General features: G+C 69.0%; 12 protein-coding genes, 1 pseudogene and 1 CRISPR repeat array. Of the genes and pseudogenes, 2 read left to right on the top strand and 11 right to left on the bottom strand.

All coding sequences use genetic code 11. The features are described from left to right. The 7 genes and pseudogenes from LXT12_RS09820 to cas4 all read right to left on the bottom strand — a co-directional run bounded on the left by LXT12_RS09820 (window position 1) and on the right by cas4 (window position 8,328). Window positions 1-384 carry a dihydroneopterin aldolase gene (locus tag LXT12_RS09820; RefSeq protein WP_233391803.1) on the bottom strand — a complete coding sequence of 128 codons (384 nt, stop codon included), beginning with the start codon at window positions 382-384 and terminating at the stop codon, window positions 1-3. Window positions 385-714: 330 nt separating this feature from the next. Beyond that, a pseudogene (locus tag LXT12_RS09825) lies at window positions 715-1,248 on the bottom strand (NAD(P)/FAD-dependent oxidoreductase); the annotation flags it as partial. A gap of 34 nt (window positions 1,249-1,282) precedes the next feature. Then, the gene (locus tag LXT12_RS09830) at window positions 1,283-1,900 is read right to left on the bottom strand and encodes a protein-methionine-sulfoxide reductase heme-binding subunit MsrQ (RefSeq protein WP_233391534.1); all 618 of its coding nucleotides are present in this window, start codon (window positions 1,898-1,900) and stop codon (window positions 1,283-1,285) included. Further along, window positions 1,900-2,877, bottom strand: coding sequence for a protein-methionine-sulfoxide reductase catalytic subunit MsrP (gene msrP / locus LXT12_RS09835; RefSeq protein ID WP_233391536.1), 978 nt, complete (start codon window positions 2,875-2,877; stop codon window positions 1,900-1,902). Before msrP ends, LXT12_RS09830 begins: the two co-directional genes overlap by 1 nt. Window positions 2,878-3,103: 226 nt before the next feature. Continuing rightward, window positions 3,104-6,135: direct repeats of the CRISPR family, unit length 37 nt; unit sequence GTTTCAATCCGCGCCCGCCGATGAAGGCGGGCGGTGC. A gap of 189 nt (window positions 6,136-6,324) precedes the next feature. Then, window positions 6,325-6,615: a CRISPR-associated endonuclease Cas2 gene (gene cas2, locus LXT12_RS09840; protein WP_233391538.1), complete on the bottom strand. Its 291-nt coding sequence runs from the start codon at window positions 6,613-6,615 to the stop codon at window positions 6,325-6,327. A gap of 7 nt (window positions 6,616-6,622) precedes the next feature. Continuing rightward, complete coding sequence (gene cas1c / locus LXT12_RS09845) at window positions 6,623-7,672, bottom strand: type I-C CRISPR-associated endonuclease Cas1c (protein WP_233391539.1); 1,050 nt, start codon at window positions 7,670-7,672, stop codon at window positions 6,623-6,625. 8 nt (window positions 7,673-7,680) lie between these two features. Next, entirely contained in the window at window positions 7,681-8,328 is a 648-nt protein-coding gene (gene cas4, locus LXT12_RS09850) for a CRISPR-associated protein Cas4 (RefSeq protein ID WP_233391541.1), read from the bottom strand. A 67-nt stretch (window positions 8,329-8,395) separates the two neighbouring features. On the opposite strand from cas4, the gene LXT12_RS09855 reads away from it, so the two are divergent. Both LXT12_RS09855 and LXT12_RS09860 read left to right on the top strand, forming a co-directional pair. Further along, a complete protein-coding gene (locus LXT12_RS09855; protein ID WP_233391543.1) occupies window positions 8,396-8,629 on the top strand; it encodes an addiction module protein in 234 nt (77 codons plus the stop codon). An 8-nt stretch (window positions 8,630-8,637) separates the two neighbouring features. After that, window positions 8,638-8,931: a type II toxin-antitoxin system RelE/ParE family toxin gene (locus tag LXT12_RS09860; protein WP_233391545.1), complete on the top strand. Its 294-nt coding sequence runs from the start codon at window positions 8,638-8,640 to the stop codon at window positions 8,929-8,931. Window positions 8,932-8,957: 26 nt separating this feature from the next. Here LXT12_RS09860 and cas7c read toward each other — a convergent pair whose 3' ends face one another. From cas7c to LXT12_RS09880, 4 genes are read right to left on the bottom strand one after another with little or no spacing between them, the layout of a single operon-like run. Next, window positions 8,958-9,866, bottom strand: a complete 909-nt coding sequence (gene cas7c, locus LXT12_RS09865; protein ID WP_233391547.1) for a type I-C CRISPR-associated protein Cas7/Csd2 — start codon at window positions 9,864-9,866, stop codon at window positions 8,958-8,960. 2 nt (window positions 9,867-9,868) lie between these two features. Then, window positions 9,869-11,644, bottom strand: a complete 1,776-nt coding sequence (gene cas8c / locus LXT12_RS09870) for a type I-C CRISPR-associated protein Cas8c/Csd1 (RefSeq protein ID WP_233391549.1) — start codon at window positions 11,642-11,644, stop codon at window positions 9,869-9,871. Next, on the bottom strand, window positions 11,641-12,291 hold the full coding sequence (gene cas5c, locus LXT12_RS09875; RefSeq protein WP_233391551.1) for a type I-C CRISPR-associated protein Cas5c: 651 nt from the start codon (window positions 12,289-12,291) through the stop codon (window positions 11,641-11,643). Before cas5c ends, cas8c begins: the two co-directional genes overlap by 4 nt. Before the next feature lie 45 nt (window positions 12,292-12,336). Continuing rightward, window positions 12,337-14,634 carry a CRISPR-associated endonuclease Cas3'' gene (locus LXT12_RS09880; protein WP_233391553.1) on the bottom strand — a complete coding sequence of 766 codons (2,298 nt, stop codon included), beginning with the start codon at window positions 14,632-14,634 and terminating at the stop codon, window positions 12,337-12,339. Between the last annotated feature and the right edge of the window lie 9 nt (window positions 14,635-14,643).

A 14,643-nucleotide genomic window follows, 5' to 3' on the forward strand; every position in this document is an offset into this window, starting at 1 on the left:
TTACCAGGCACCCAGTTCGGTGCTGATGGAGACTTCACAGTCGGGAAAGATTTCGAGCTTGGTCAGCTTGAGCCGCACGCCGACGACGCCGGGCAGGCTCATCAGGCGGTTGCTGAGCTTGCCGAGCAGGGCCTCGACGAGGTCGGTGTGCTCGGCGGTGCATTCGTCGAGGATGGCGGCGCGCACGCGGCGGTAGTCGAGCACGTGGCCGATGTCGGCGTCGCGGGCCACCACCGGCATGGCGCCGAGGTTGACCTGGGCGTCCACCTGGATGGGCTGCGGCCCGGTGCGCTCGAAGTCGAGCACGCCCAGGTTGGCGCGAAAGCGCAGGCCCTGCAGGTGGATGACCTGGCGGTTGTTGTAGCGCTGCGGCGCGCTGTGGATCTCCGGGCGCAGCGCCTGCTCGATCTGCTTGGCCGCCTGCACGCCGTCGGCCAGGGCGGTCTGCACGCAAGGATGCCAGCGTCCGCTGGCGTCGCCGGCGACGAAGGCGCGCTGGCGCGAGGCCTCGTCCATCACGGCGAAGGCCGAGGGCTCCGGCTCGAAGCCCAGCAGGGCGGCCACGTGGTCGAAGCGCTCGGCGCCGACGCTCACGGCGTCGGCGTCCGGCATCAGGCCGTCGGGCAGGGGCGTGGACAGGCGCAGCACGATGCCCGGGTGCGCCTCGATGCGCCGCACGAGGTGGCTCTGCGCGCGCCAGCCGCCGCGCGCCCAGACGGTCACGGCATGGCCGCGGTCGGCGAGGAAGAGGGCGTTCTCGGCCGCGTTGTCGCCCGCGCCCAGCACCAGCACGCGGCCGGGCGGCAGAGCCTCGCGCCGGGCGGTCAGGGCGGCGGCGTCCATCACCCGGGCATGCGGCACGGCGAAATAGCGCGCCGGGCGCAGCAGGCGCAGGCCGGTCGCCACCAGCAGGGCCCGCGCCTGCACGTGCTCGCCGGAGGACAGCTGCAGGGTCCAGCCGTCCGCGGCATGCCGGGCCGACTCCGCCTGCGTGCCCAGGCGCAGCGTCAGCTGCGGCGTGGCGGCGGCCTGGGCGGCATAACGCTCACCCAAGGCGGACAACGGCGTGGTCGGTGCGCCCAGCACCCAGTCCTGCGGAAAGTGAAGGCCGGCCAGGGCGGCGCACAGCTGCGGCTCGCGCTCGACCAGCAAGGTCGACAGCCCCAGCTGACCGAGCCACGACGCGGCGCTGCAGCCGGCGGGGCCGCCGCCGAGGATGGCTACGTCGATGGAGAGAGGGCTGTGCATGGAGCGGCCGGGGCAAAGCCGCGAATTATCCCCGTCAGCCCCGTTTTGCGCTCGGCCGCTTCCAGAGCCGCCACCCCAGCAGCGCGGCAAGGATCACGCCGTAGACGGCCGGCTCGGCGAAGTTGTGCTTGCCCGCGCGCATCCAGATGAAGTGCATCAACGCGATCACGGCGATGGCGTAGACGGCCCGGTGCAGGGCCCGCCAGCGCGGCGCACCCAGGGCCTTGATGGCGCGGTTGAAGCTCGTGGCGGCCAGCGGCAGCATCAGCGTCCAGGCCGTGAAACCCATCAGGATGAAAGGGCGCTTGGCGATGTCGCGGGCGATCTCGCCGAAGTCCAACCCCATGTCCAGCCAGCCGTAGGCCAGCAGGTGCAGGCTGGCGTAGGTGAAGCTGAAGACGCCCAGCATGCGGCGAAAGCGCGCCAGCGCCGCCAGGCCCGTCAGCTCGCGCAGCGGCGTGACGGCCAGCGTCAACCACAGGCCGCGCAGCGTCCAGTCGCCCAGGCGGCGGATCAGGGCCTCGGCCGGGTTGGCGCCGAGCTGGTTGGCCGCCGCGCCGTAGAACAGCCAGGCCAGGGGTGCCAGGCAGAGCAGGAAGAGCGCGGGTTTGGCGACGGGGTGCAGCAGCGCGCGAGTCAGCCCGGCCCGCATCAATAGTTCTTCTTCAGGTCCATGCCGGCGTAGAGCTGGCCCACCTGGGCCTCGTAGCCGTTGAACATCAGCGTCGGGCGCTTCTTGGCGAAGAGGCCGTCCTCGCCGATGCGGCGCTCGGTGGCCTGGCTCCAGCGCGGATGGGGCACGTTGGGGTTGACGTTGGAATAGAAGCCGTATTCCTGCTGCGCGGCCTTGGTCCAGCTGGAGACGGGCTCCTTCTCGACGAAGCGGATCCTGACGATGCTCTTGGCCGACTTGAAACCGTACTTCCAGGGCAGCGCCAGGCGCAGCGGCGCGCCGTTCTGGTTGGGCAGCACCTCGCCGTACATGCCGAACACCAGCATCGCCAGCGGATGCATGGCCTCGTCGATGCGCAGGCCCTCGACATAGGGCCAGTCCAGCACGCCCGAGCGCACGCCGGGCATCTGGGCCTTGTCCGCCAGGCTGGTGAACTCCACGTACTTCGCCTTGGACGTCGGCTGCGCCTGCTTGAGCAGTTCGGCGAGCGAATAGCCCATCCAGGGGATGACCATGCTCCAGCCCTCGACGCAGCGCAGCCGGTAGATGCGTTCCTCCATGGGCGCGAGCTTGAGCAGGGCCTCGATGTCGAAGCGGCCGGGCTTGGCGCACTCGCCCTCGATGGCCACCGTCCACGGCCGCGTCTTGAGCGTGTGCGCGTGCTCGGCGGGGGCGGACTTGTCGGTACCGAACTCGTAGAAGTTGTTGTACGAGGTGGCGTCGGCATAGCTCGTGGGCTTGTCCATGACGACGGCGCCGGCCACGGCCGAACGCACGCCCGCCAGCTTGGGCAGCTTGCCGCCGCCCGGCGCGGCCTGGGCCTGGGCCAGCGGCGAGGCGGCAGCCAGGCCGAGACCCAGCCCGGCGGCCAGGGCCGTGCGACGGTTGAGGTAGGCGTCGCGAGGGGTGATCTCGCTGGGCAGGGGCTGGTGGGGGGCGGGGATTCGGATCAGCATGGGCTTTCTCGCTCGCGGTGGCGTTGGGTCGCGCGGACCTGGCCGCAACTTACACCGAGAGCGCGAGCTGGCGTCTCGGAGCCTGCCGAAAGTCCCGACGCTCAGTCGGCAATCGGTGTTCGCGAGGAGGCATCGGCGGGCGACGGGAGACGCTGGGCGAGGCGGCTGGTTCAGATGAAGGCAGCCGGCGCCACCGGGCGCCGCATGCCGGCTCCTGCAGCGTGATGTTTCAATCCGCGCCCGCCGATGAAGGCGGGCGGTGCGGCGTTCCGATGATCCAGTGCGTCGGACCGGGCGTGTTTCAATCCGCGCCCGCCGATGAAGGCGGGCGGTGCCGCCAGCTGGTGGTCGACCGGCTGCAGCTTGAGCGGTTTCAATCCGCGCCCGCCGATGAAGGCGGGCGGTGCCTGGCCCACGCGTTTGAGGTGAGCGGGCCAAACTGTTTCAATCCGCGCCCGCCGATGAAGGCGGGCGGTGCAGGTCGACCGCGGCACCCTCTCACCCATCGAAGGCGTTTCAATCCGCGCCCGCCGATGAAGGCGGGCGGTGCCTGCTACGCAAGTGGGCCCAGCACGAGGAGATGCAGTTTCAATCCGCGCCCGCCGATGAAGGCGGGCGGTGCGCGTGGACCTCAGCGCGCTGCGCACCGCGAAGATGTTTCAATCCGCGCCCGCCGATGAAGACGGGCGGTGCCGTGGTGCAATTACCCCATGAGCACCGAACCGAAGTTTCAATCCGCGCCCGCCGATGAAGGCGGGCGGTGCGCGCGGACGCATGGGGTCCGGCGCAGCCTCCGCCGGTTTCAATCCGCGCCCGCCGATGAAGGCGGGCGGTGCGTGTGCGCGACTTCGCGACCTTCTATGCCGCGAAGTTTCAATCCGCGCCCGCCGATGAAGGCGGGCGGTGCATCCTGGTGATGTCCGTGCCCTCTGGCGGGTGCTGTTTCAATCCGCGCCCGCCGATGAAGGCGGGCGGTGCTCGCGCGGGCGTGACTGGTGCTCCCGCCAGGACTTGTTTCAATCCGCGCCCGCCGATGAAGGCGGGCGGTGCCTCGTTGCTGCAAGGTTCCGCACCTCGTGAACGAGGTTTCAATCCGCGCCCGCCGATGAAGGCGGGCGGTGCGAGACCAACGCCGCGAATTCAGCGCTGACCGCGGGTTTCAATCCGCGCCCGCCGATGAAGGCGGGCGGTGCCTGCGGTCACTTCGGGTGGCTTCACATACACGAAGTTTCAATCCGCGCCCGCCGATGAAGGCGGGCGGTGCGCCGCGCGGCGGGTCTTTTTCCACCGGCACCGTGTTTCAATCCGCGCCCGCCGATGAAGGCGGGCGGTGCGCCGGCAGGCCAATACGGGCAACAAGGCCCTGGCGGTTTCAATCCGCGCCCGCCGATGAAGGCGGGCGGTGCGTCATGCCGCCTCCGAAGTAGCCGGCCACCTGGCTGTTTCAATCCGCGCCCGCCGATGAAGGCGGGCGGTGCTGGACAGCAATGGCTGGGTGATGACCGCGCCGTGGTTTCAATCCGCGCCCGCCGATGAAGGCGGGCGGTGCGGCGGCATCCCGGCCGTCATGGCATGGCTCAAGGGTTTCAATCCGCGCCCGCCGATGAAGGCGGGCGGTGCAAGGACATCCCCGGTGCCGGCCCGCAGTTCAAGGTGTTTCAATCCGCGCCCGCCGATGAAGGCGGGCGGTGCGTTCTGCCCTTTCGTTGCTGTAGCTTGTCGAGCTGTTTCAATCCGCGCCCGCCGATGAAGGCGGGCGGTGCCGCGGCTGTTCACCGATGCGCCATAGATGCAGGGGTTTCAATCCGCGCCCGCCGATGAAGGCGGGCGGTGCGCGCCGACGCTGTGCTGGGCGAAGTAGTAGAAACGGTTTCAATCCGCGCCCGCCGATGAAGGCGGGCGGTGCAGGCCAGTAGATCGACTTGCCGGCGCCGACGTTGTTTCAATCCGCGCCCGCCGATGAAGGCGGGCGGTGCGCTGCGCCGGAACTACCCGGACGCCACCCGCGAAGTTTCAATCCGCGCCCGCCGATGAAGGCGGGCGGTGCCGCCTTCGACCGGTTTCAAGGGCCCGGTCATCGACGTTTCAATCCGCGCCCGCCGATGAAGGCGGGCGGTGCACCTTGGGCGCCGGCAGCGCGCGCAGCCAGAGCGTGTTTCAATCCGCGCCCGCCGATGAAGGCGGGCGGTGCCGGTGTTCGTGGCGTTGAAGAAGCACAGGCAGCGGTTTCAATCCGCGCCCGCCGATGAAGGCGGGCGGTGCTGGTGGCTCTGCTCAACTCTGGCGCCCCGCTGGAGTTTCAATCCGCGCCCGCCGATGAAGGCGGGCGGTGCACTGAGTCAGGCGAGTTGGAGCCGACGAACTTGAGGTTTCAATCCGCGCCCGCCGATGAAGGCGGGCGGTGCATCTTGAGGACCGAGCCGCCAGGCAGTAGCGGCGAGTTTCAATCCGCGCCCGCCGATGAAGGCGGGCGGTGCAGTTGTGCGCGATCTTGTTGTTTGAGTAGAGCAGGTTTCAATCCGCGCCCGCCGATGAAGGCGGGCGGTGCGGGGCCATCTTGTCGCTGCTGGCGTAAGGTTTCGAGTTTCAATCCGCGCCCGCCGATGAAGGCGGGCGGTGCTCGGCGGTGTTGTTTACGTGGTGAAGGTGGTGTGGTTTCAATCCGCGCCCGCCGATGAAGGCGGGCGGTGCCGCGCAGCTTGATTCCAAATTCTTGGATGCGCTTGTTTCAATCCGCGCCCGCCGATGAAGGCGGGCGGTGCCCGGCGGCCACGTCAAGCGCGCCGGAGGTCGTGGTTTCAATCCGCGCCCGCCGATGAAGGCGGGCGGTGCGCGTGATGGCGGACCACGGCAGGGTGATGACGATGTTTCAATCCGCGCCCGCCGATGAAGGCGGGCGGTGCGGCGCGGGGGCTTGAACAGCGGGCAGCATGGCGTTGTTTCAATCCGCGCCCGCCGATGAAGGCGGGCGGTGCACCCCTGGGCGGCGGGTTCCGGCGCCCGCAGCGAGTTTCAATCCGCGCCCGCCGATGAAGGCGGGCGGTGCGATGGCGGTCATCTCGGACACGCGCTTGGCGATGTTTCAATCCGCGCCCGCCGATGAAGGCGGGCGGTGCTCTCCTCCATGATGAGCTGGTTCGAGTTCAGCAGGTTTCAATCCGCGCCCGCCGATGAAGGCGGGCGGTGCCCCCAATTGCTGGCGGGATCATCGTCACGCTCGGGTTTCAATCCGCGCCCGCCGATGAAGGCGGGCGGTGCGCTTTCACCGCAAGTGCTTGAATGCGCGACGACATTCTCCATGGTGGCGCGAACCCGGCGGCGCGGTTGAGCTTGCTGGCGGCAGCTTCGGCCTGGGAGACGAGCAAACGCCTGATGCACCAGGCTTTTTCGAGCGCGCGAATGCCTCCCGGCAGCGGGCGGCGCTTGGGGTTCGCGCGGCGCCCCTGCTCACAGTACCAGCGGTGCTTCGAAGTCGGTCGCCTTGAACTGACCATATTCGCGGACTTCGGCACCCCGGGTTTCGGGCAGTCGATAGATGCGCAGACAGTCCTGCTTCTCATCGATCTGCGCCAGCAGCTTGCGTTCCAGTTCCTCCATCTTGGCCAGATCGATCTGGCACTCGAAGACGGATTTCTGCACGCGCTGACCCGTCGCTTCGCAAAGCTTGGCGACGCGGCGCAGGCGGCGACGACCTTCCTTGGTTTCCGTGTTGACGTCGTAGCAGACGATGACGAGCACTGGCGCCTCACTTGATCAAGAAGGGCAGGTAGCCGGCGGGTTGGCCGTCGGCGTCGAGCTCGCCCCGCACGGCCCGCGCCAGCAGGCGAGCCTGGATGAGAGGCGCCAGGCCCAACGCGACGGGCTGGCTCAGCAAAGGGTGCTGGAGGACATCCTGCTTGCGCTCCTGGTAGGCCACCAGCACGGCCTTGCGGGCGTCGGCATGCAGGCTGACTGCGCCACCCTCGCGCTCGACGAAATCGCCGCTGCGCAGCTGCTGCCGGTTGATGAGGGTCAGCGCCAGCCGGTCGGCCTGCGGGCGGAACTCTTCCATCAGGTCCAGCGCCAAGGCCGCACGCCCTGGCCGGAGGGCGTGCAGGAAGCCGACCTGGGGATCCAGGCCCACGGCTTCGAGCGCACTGCGGCAGTCGTTCATCCACAGGCTGTAAAGAAAGGAGAGCAGTGCGTTGAGCCGGTCACGCGGCGGGCGGCGGCTGCGGCCGTCGCGCATGCTGAAGGCGTCGCGGGCGTCCGGGCGGACGAGCAGGCTCAGGCCGACGAAGTGCTCCCTTGCCGCTTCGCCCTCGACGCCGCGCAGTGCGTCCAACGTGCCGCAGCCGGGCAGGGCGCGCAGGCCGGCGGCCAGGTTCAGTGCCTGGCGGGTGAGGGCTCTGGCATCGGCCTCATTGCGCGCCTCGCGCGCGCCGCGCAACAGCAGGCTGCGGGCGTTGCGGATCTTGCCGGCCACGAAGCTGCGCGCCAGCGACAAGGTCAAGGCCGCGTCGGCGCTGGCCCGATGCTGGGCCTGGCGCAGCAGCACGTTGCCGGCCGTGGGCCCTTCCAGCCGAGCCTGGAAGCGCCCGTTGGCGTCGAGCAGGACGAGGGCGATGCCCTGCTGCGCCAGGTGATGCATCAGGGGCGTGGACAGCTGGATATGGCCGAAGCAGACGACGGCGTTCAGGTGGTGCAGTGGCACGCGCAGTTTGAGCGCGCCGTCCTGCTCGATGGCCAGCGTCTGGTTGTCCAGGCGCAGGTAGCTCTCGGGTGTGGTCAGGTAGAGGGTGTTCAGCAGTTGCATGGTCAGCCTCAGATGTCGGCGTCGGGCTCGAAGAGGTGATCGCGCACCCGTGTCAGTTCGTGCGACTGGCCAGCCTCGGGCTGGCAGCGGTCCAGCAGCGAGCACGACTTGCATCGCTGCGCCGCCAGTTCGCCGGTCAAGGGCGGCGGCAGGCGGCCCGAGGCGAGCTGGGCTGCGACGGCGGCGCGCGTCTGGGCCACCTGCGCTCGCAAGACGGGCGTGATGGGCACCACGCGGCGGCGCTTGCTGGTGGCGTAGAAGATGGCGCCTTCCGCGACGGCCCGGCCGGTCATCGCCTCCAGACAAAGGGCCTGGGCGGCGAGCTGCAGCTCGTCGCAGGCAGCGATGCCGGCGGCCTTGTGGCGTGCGCCTTGCTTGTACTCGACCGGATAGGGCGTGTCGTCGGGCAGGAACTCGACGACGTCCGCCTTGCCGATCAGCCCGAGCCCGTCATGCCATAACGGCAGCGCGCGTTCGACGCGCCTCCCGCGTTCGGTCTGCAGGCCAGGCTCGTCCACGCGTGCATGCAGCGCGTCGCCGCGGAGCGTGTGCACGTTGGCGTCGAACGCCTGCTCGATGTGGATCAGCCCGCACTGCCGCGGGCAGTAGGCCCAGTGCTGCAGCGCGGAGAGGGGGATCGCAAAGGGGTCGTCCATGACGCCGTCCGATGGGTCGAGTGACTACACTGAAGGCTTGCACAGGCTGCAGCGCGCGGAGATTGTCATGAGCACGACCCTGGACGATGTGACCGAGCAGGCCCTGAAACTCACCCCCGAAGAGAGGGCCGAGCTGATCGAGCGCCTAGCCGACACCGTGCGTCCCGCGCAGCCCTTGCTGCACCCGAGCTGGGGGCCGGAGCTGGCGCGTCGCGTCGCCGAGCTGGATGCCGGGGACGCCGAACTCATCCCGGCCGAGCAGGTGTTTGCCGAGATGCGCCAGATCATCAATGCGCGCTGACCGGCGCCGTGAACACCCGCTTCACCGCTGCAGCCGCGCGTGAACTGCTGGCGGCGCTGCAGCGCTACCGTGACGAAGCCGGTGTTCCCGTCGCGGAGCACTTTGACGACAGCGTGCGGCACGCCTTGACGCGGCTTCTGCAGATGCCTGAACTGGGCAGCCCCGCCCCGGCCGGCTTGCGGACATGGCCATTGCGCCGCTTTCCCTACACCCTCGTCTACCGGGTCGAAGCCATGGAAGTGGTGGTGATCGCGGTGGCGCATCAGCGGCGGGCAGCGGGGTATTGGGCGGAGCGGGGGTAGCTGGCGACTGGCTCGGCCGCCAAACCTCAGCCGATGCGGCGCAGCAGCTTCACGCCGGCGGGCATGCCGGTCTCGTCGACGCTGACTTCGTAGTCGGCAAAGCTTCGCGGCGCGGTGACGCCGTCCTTCAGCTTGACGCTGACGCGGTCGAACAGGCTGTGTGCGTGGGCATTGCCAAGCTCACTCTCATGCTGGAAGACGAACAGCCCGCGCGTGGCCATTTCGCCGCGGGCGGCGGAGCGGTCGTGCTCGAACATCTGCTCCAGGCCTTGCATCAGCAGCTCCAGATCTTCGGCGGTGAAGCCGGTCTGCTTGGCCAGGAAGGCGGACACGAAGCCGTGCGAGCGGTAAAGCGCATAGGGCACGGTGTGCTTGCGGCCCATGGTGCGGTTGTCGCCCTGCTGCTTCTCGGCCTCGGCTTCGGTGGCAACGGCCATGCGGGTGATGGCGTGCTCGCTGGCGATGATGGGGTCGGCAGAGCGGGCGAAGGTCATCTGCACGGGGCCGCGCACCTGGCCGCAGTTGACGCCGGTGGACATGACGGCGCCGAAGGTGCGCACGTCGAAGAAGTTCTGGCAGATCCAGGCGCGGGCCTTGTCCACGCTGTCGGCGCTGCCCTTGCGCTTCTTTTTGCCTTTGGCATCGGCATCGTCGGCCAGTTCGTCGGTCGCGCCGATGGCCTCATAGGCCTTGCGGTGCGTCTGCTCCAGCACCGCCTTTTCCTTGATGTAGATGTCGTAGGGCGGCTGCGCACCTTTGACGAGCTGCACGAAGTTGCGCAGCTTGCGCTTGAGCGCCACGTCGGTCATTAGCCCGTGGCCAGTCTCGGCGTCGATGCGGGGCATGTTGCCTGCGTCGGGGTCGCCGTTGGGGTTGCCGTCCTTCACGTCGAAGAGCAGGACGAAGTCGAGGCGGCCGGTGATGGGGGTGGTCATGTTCAATCTCCCTGGGGTTGGTCGGTGCTGTTGTCGCCCTCCGCCTTCTTGGTGAAGAAGGCCTGGCGCTGGTGGTAGTAGCCGAGGGCGAATTCGCCTTGCTGCGGCAGCGTCAGCCGGCTTGGAAAACCCGTCATCGGCGCGAGGATCTCGCCGATCAGCTTTTCGTAGAAGGTCTCCTGCCCGCCTGTGAACTTCTTGAGGTGGGCGTTCTTCAGGCGCAGCAGCGTCGTGAACACGGCCACCGGCGTGGTGGACGCGGCACCGTAGTAGCGGTCGCGGATGGTGGCGTTGATGCCGGGCTGCGCCAGCTCCTGGATGCGCTCCAGCGTGGCAAAGAGCCGGCCCAGGCGATAGGCCGGTGCGGGGTTGTCCATGTCCAGAGCCTCCTTGAATGGCATGGTGGATGAAGTCGGTGCGCGCCGGCCGTTGCGATTGAGCCAGGCTTTGAGCACACAGGCGCGCAGGTAGGGAACGTCGCGTTCGGCGCGGCAGCGCTGCACGGCGGCATTCAGCAGGCCGGCCGGCAGGGGAAGGCCTTCAAGAATGGCCCTCATCCATTCGCCTGCCAGCCGCGGCGGGATGTTGTCGGCCTTGCCTTGCAGGGCCAGGCTGGTCAGCAGCCGGAACAGCGAGGGTGTTTCGGGATCGCCGTCGTAACGCCGTGCTACGCGGATGTCTTCGAAGTGCTGCACCAGACGCGGCGCCAGTTCAGCGAAGGGCACGGACGGCAGCCAGAAGCGGATGCTGATGCGTGCGGCATTGGGCGAGAGGCCGAGCACGAAGAAGCGTGTGTCGGCCACGGCCTTTGGCATCTGGCCTGAGCGCACGGCGTTGAACAGGGCGGGCACCGCGTCGCGGTGCTTGTCGGGGTTGTCGGCCTCGGCGAAGAGGTCGGCCAGCGTGAACTCGCCGTCCCCTGTGCCATCAAAGGGATGGGGCGCATCGGCCCAGAAGACGGTGGACGCATCGCCCACCTGGATGCGGTTGGGCGAGTCGCGGTCCAGCAGCGCGTTCAGTGCCGTCGTGTAGGCAAACACGGCGGCCTCGCCCACCGGCGCATTGAGGCCTTGCTCCTTGCCGTAGGAGTTGTAGGCGCCCAGGTTGAAGGAAACGATGTTGGCGCCCGAAGTCTGCGCACCCCACACGCCCTTGATGGCGCCATGCAGGCGCGCCACCGGGCGCGGTGCGCCGTCCACCAGGCAGTGCGCCAGCGTGCCCGGCGCCTGGCTTGCAGCCAGCGCGCGAATGGCGGCCTGCACGGCTGGGCGTTGGCAGATCAGCACACCCGCGTCTCCTTGCAGCTCGAAGCTCACCAGCGCATTGCTCTGCAGCAACTCGTCCCAATGGGGCGCCGCGCGTAGCAGATCGAGCTGAGGTGCCCGCAGGAAGGCGAGCAGGGCTTGCAGGCCAGGGTCGCCTTCTGAATAAGGTTCCAGCGCCTGTACCCGCGCTAAGAAGGCGGCAGTCTGCTCGGGCAGGCGAGGCGCTTCGGCCTTGGCGCTGACACCGAGGGTGTATTCCGCCGTGTCCCACAGCAGATTGGCTGCCACGCCAGAGGTCTTCTTGACACCCTGGGGCACGAGGAAGGTCTGCGCGCGCAGCTTCTTGCCGTCCAGCCGGCGGGTGTCGCGCAACAGCACGGGGCTGCCGTCCGGGCGCAGCTCGACGATGAAGGGGATGTCCTTGTCTTCCAGACCTGGCGAGGGCAGGCGTCGTGCGGGGTCGGGGTCGGCGGCACGGCGCTCGTAGAGCTGGGCGAGGGCTTGCAGGATCATGCGGCGGCCTCCTCGAACGCAGGCACCGCGATGGCGCCGGCGTGCATCTGCGCGCGGAAGAAGCGCGGCTGCGGCGAGGCGAGGTCGGTGAAGTCCAGGTCGTGCAGCATCCAGCCGAGGTCCCGCGTCTCGGCGATGGGTGCGGGCTGCTCGGAGCCGGGCTCGACCAGGCACACGTCGGCGGCGAACTCGCGGCAGCCGAGGTAGGGCTGGTTGACCCATTGGCCCTTGGCGGCGCGGCGCAGGAACATCTCTTCGTACTTCTGGCGCGGCTCGCCGCTGCGCACGTCCAGTTCGGCATGCAGGCGGTAGGCCACGTCGCGCAGGAAGAGGCCGGCGCGCTGCTGGCGTTCGTCCTCGACGTACAGCGCCAAATCGCCTTGGCCGGCGTTCATGGCCTGCTGCACATTGCTGCTTGAGATGACCGCGCCGACCTCGTTGCGGCGCAGGTTCATCCAGCGAATGGGCGCCAGCACCTCGATGCGCGTCACCCGCCATCGGATGGCGGGCTTCCACAGGATGGCTTCGAAGATGGAACGTGCGGCCGAGGGCGTGATGACGTCGTAGCTGACCCGCTCGACCTTCATCTCGGGGCGGGTGAAGCAGGCGAATTCGCCTGTGACGTGCAGGCAAAAGCTCTGTGGCATGTGGTGCTCCCTGGTTGGAACGATCTGGGTCGTCTGGCTGAAACGCTACTGCACCATGGTCATTGCATCCAGCGGGTTATCGCGCGGCAGCAGCCCAAACCGACGGTCGTAGCGGGTGTCGTCTTCCAGCAAGTAGATGCCGCAGGCCAGCGCCTTGGCGGCGCCGGTGCGCAGCAGCTCGTCCAACTGCCGCTGGCGGATGTTGAGCACATAGCGCTGAACGCTGCGCAGCAGCCAGCGGTCGGCCTCGCCGGCTTCGAGCTTGGCGATGAGGGGCGCGAGCTGGTCGTGCCCGTCCATCACGCGGTGCAGGGGAATGAGCAGCGAGGACTGGCCCTCGTCGTCGATGAGACGGAACTTGTCGGCGGCGCTGTGGAAGTTGAATTCCATGGGGCCGCTGCGCTCGCTGAGCAGGTCGACGATCTGGTGCTGGTCGAGGTTCTGTTTGGCATAGAAGGCCCGAAAGTAGCGCTCGAAGGCGGCTGGCGTGAGGGTGTCCGGCAGACCTTCGGCATGCAGGCTGACCGTGGTGTCGGCCGCCGTGCGCAGCAGTGCCAGCGGCTTGGGGATGGGGCGAACGATCACATGCACGTCGCCCTGCGCCCGGCGCCCCTCGCGGTTGCAGCGGCCGGCGGCCTGGGCGATGGAGTCCAGCCCGGCCAGCGCGCGCCACACCACGGGGAAGTCCACGTCCACGCCGGCTTCGATCAGTTGGGTGCTGACGACGTGCAGGGGCACGCCGGCCTTGAGCAGGTCACGGATCTCGGCGATGACCTGGGCACGGTGCGCGCCGCACATGGCTGCGCTGAGGTGGCGGGTGCTGTCGCGTGGCAGCAGCTTGGCCAGTGCCATGGCATCGGCGCGGGTGTTGAGGATGGCCAGTGCGCAGGGCTCTCGCAGCAGGCGCTCGGCCAGAGCGGGCAGTTCGGTGACGGTGTGCAGGTCTGCCGGCCAGTGGATCTCGGTGCGGCGCAGGGCGCTGAACAGTGGGCCGGGCGCGACGATGGGGCGGGGATCGGGCAGGCCGCGCAGGGCTTGGCGGGGGTCGAAGGCGCTGCGGCTGGTCAGCACCGGCTGGGTGGCGGTACACAGCACGAGGCTGATGCGGTAGCGGGCCAGGAGGACATTCAGCGTATCGAGGATGGGCTGCAGGAACTCGGGCGGCAGCATCTGCGCCTCGTCCAGCACGATGACGCTGCCGGCCAGCCGGTGGAGCTTGCGGCAGCGCGAGGTACTGGCGGCGAAGAGCGACTCGAAGAGCTGCACATTGGTGGTGACGATGAGGGGCGCGTCCCAGTTCTCGCAGGCCAGGCGCGAGGCGGTGGTGTCGCTGCTGGGCGCGCTGTCGGCCTGGCTGTGGTGCTCGATGACCTGCGCGGCCCCGAAGATGCCGGCGAAGACGCTGGCCGTCTGCTCGATGATGCTGGTGTAGGGGATGGCGTAGATGACGCGGCGCAGGCCGTGCCGGCGCGCGTGCTCCAGCGCGAAGGCCAGGGACGACAAGGTCTTGCCGCCGCCGGTGGGCACGGTGAGGGTGAAGACACCGGGCGGCTGGGCAGCCTGTGCAATGCAGGCCTGTTGCACCACGGCGCGGGCTCGCATCACGGCCGTGTCGGCCTGGCCGCTGGCTTGCACGCGGGCGGCCAGCTCGGCGAGGTGGGCTTGCAACTGCTCGGCATAGCGGGCGATGGGCGGGAAGCTGGCTCGGCGGGCGGCCTTGTCGGCGCTGAAGTGAGTCTCGGTGTCTAGGAAGTCGGCGTCCACCAGGGCCGAGAAGAGCATGCGCAGGGCCAGCGAGCGGGCGAGGGGTTCGCGCTGCCCCAGCAGTGCGCGTGCGGCGGCTGCGAGGGTGGTGGCGTCCGGCGCGGCGCGCAGCGTTTCACCGGCTTCGGCCAGGCCGCGCAGTGCCTCGTCGTACTCGGTTTGGGCGGCAGCGCTGGCCAGGCGGGGGGCCAGGCCGCCGTGGCCGTCCTTCGGCTGCCAGTTGGCCAGGCCGGCGTGATGGCCGGCGATCAGGTATTGCAGGACGCGCGCCAGACCGTCGGCACTGCGGGCGTCGAGCAGGCGGGCGAACTCGGCGCTTGCGTGCAGGGCGCCTGCGGCCGAGTGGGTCTTCTCGGCGCCGGGGACGCGACCTTCGATGTGACCGTCGGGATCGTGGCTGATGTGCTGCTGAAAGCCGGCCCGGGCCTTGCCCAGGTCGTGCCAGGCGCCGGCCAGCCCGGCCCAGAGCGTGTCACCCCAAGTGGCAGAGAACTCGGCTGCAAGGCGTCCGACCTTGTCGAGGTGCTCTTCCAGCAGGTGCCAGTCGCCAGCGTCGTTCCGGCTGTGCGCAATCAGCATGGTTCTCCC

The sequence above is a fragment of the Pelomonas caseinilytica genome (assembly GCF_021353235.1).
Classification (GTDB): domain Bacteria; phylum Pseudomonadota; class Gammaproteobacteria; order Burkholderiales; family Burkholderiaceae_C; genus Pelomonas; species Pelomonas caseinilytica.